At 64.7% G+C, this 1,588-nt stretch carries 2 protein-coding genes; both read left to right on the forward strand.

The genetic code is table 11. From position 1 onward, the window contains the following. Window positions 1-119 precede the first annotated feature (119 nt). Window positions 120-296 carry a hypothetical protein gene (locus APY03_RS42205; protein WP_157103529.1) on the forward strand — a complete coding sequence of 59 codons (177 nt, stop codon included), beginning with the start codon at window positions 120-122 and terminating at the stop codon, window positions 294-296. Continuing rightward, window positions 296-754, forward strand: a complete 459-nt coding sequence (locus tag APY03_RS38475; protein ID WP_068685915.1) for a hypothetical protein — start codon at window positions 296-298, stop codon at window positions 752-754. Before APY03_RS42205 ends, APY03_RS38475 begins: the two co-directional genes overlap by 1 nt. Window positions 755-1,588 lie beyond the last annotated feature (834 nt).

Genomic DNA, 1,588 nt, shown 5'->3' on the forward strand with positions numbered 1-1,588 from the left:
GTACCGTCACTTATTGCACTGAAAACGAGGAGACCCCTAGATAGGGATACCCGACTGGCTGATTTGCGCATCCGGTCAGCGCTTCGGCGACCCCGGTGTATGCGTCAAGTAACTTGTGGATGAATTCGACAGCGATCGTGCTCAGGCATATCGACCTAGTGGACGCCACCATTGACCACGTGGCCTGCCTCGGCAGCTGGATACAGATGCCGCGCAACGACCGCACCGCGATCTTTACGGCTGCCCTGCATGCGGGCGAGGCGTTAGAGTACATCCTGGCCCGGGAGATGCCGTGATGACCGCTGTCCGCGCCCGCGTCGCTCCGTGGGACCCCGGCGAGTCGCCGCTAGCAGCGGTCGCGGCGTACACGGGCAACATGCTGGGGCAAGCCCTATCCGCTGTCCCGGTGCTTTTTCTTGTCAGAATCTCAGTGATGCTCTCGACCGCCCGTGCCGCCGCTTCCGCTCCTTCGGGCCTTGATCCCGTCGACCCTTTGCACGCCATGCTGCTGGCATCGGGGTATACGGACTTGCGCGTCGTCGACGGCGTCTTGTGCGCGGTGCGCCGGTTTAATTTCACGACGGCGATCATCGTCGGGCTGGATCCTGTCGGCTACGTGCGCCGGTACTGTTACGAGCACGGGTCGGATGCCCGCGCCGCGCTGGCAGCTTGGAACGGGCGCGAGCACCCGCCGGCTCCCTGGATCAAGTGCAAAGGCGCGGGCATCGACTTGCTGAACCCTTCGTTCGCCTGAAATAACCGCACCCGCTTGCGGCACACGTCGCTCGACAAGCGACGTGCAGCACTGGCCTCAGGCTCGGCCGAACGGCAGCGTGGCCTTGGATCATTCTGACCGAGCTGGGCGTCGACATGGCGCTTCTGGCTGCGCTGCTTCGCTTAGCGACGGCTTTGTGCCGCTCGCGACATCGCGTAGTCTCGTGCAATATCTCGCGCGCCTGGCCATGCCCGGGAGGGCAGGGCGCAAGATTGGGAAAGACAAGGATCGCATCTAGTGTTCGGGTTGGGGTAGCGACTGTAGCAACGCCGCCTCTGCCTTCGACGACGCGCCGTTTCCAGAAGCCGTCCATACGGACCGCGCGTATGAATGCTTCAAAGCCGTGCGGCGCTCCACCGTCGCGGCATTGGGCCGAGTGCCTCTCAACTTCGCGCAGGTTCACCTCGATCGCGTGCACCTGCGCAGCCGTCCGCCACCCCTAAGACGGCGGTCCCGCAAGCTGATCGGCCCGTGGGCCTGCTTCGGCCGGAAGACTTCACCACAGGTCGCCCGACCGCTCGCTCGCGTTGACGAAAGCAGCGATCGCCATGGTGCTGAGGTGCGCGAAGCGCTGCCGTTTCCATAGGGGAGCTCGCGCGCATGCGTGACGCGTTCCGGAGGGCCGCCTGGGGTCAGTACGTCATCCGATAGCATCGACCCCTTTCAGATCCACCAAGAACAGACAATGGCCACATCCAAAACGCCTCCCGCCCCGCCGGCGAAGAAGGCAGCCGCCAAGCGGTCGCCCAACGCGGCCTTCATGAAGACGCTCACCCCCAGCGCCGAGCTCGCCGCCGTCATCGGCTCCCCCCC

The organism is Variovorax sp. WDL1 (assembly GCF_001541225.1).
Lineage (GTDB): Bacteria > Pseudomonadota > Gammaproteobacteria > Burkholderiales > Burkholderiaceae_C > Variovorax.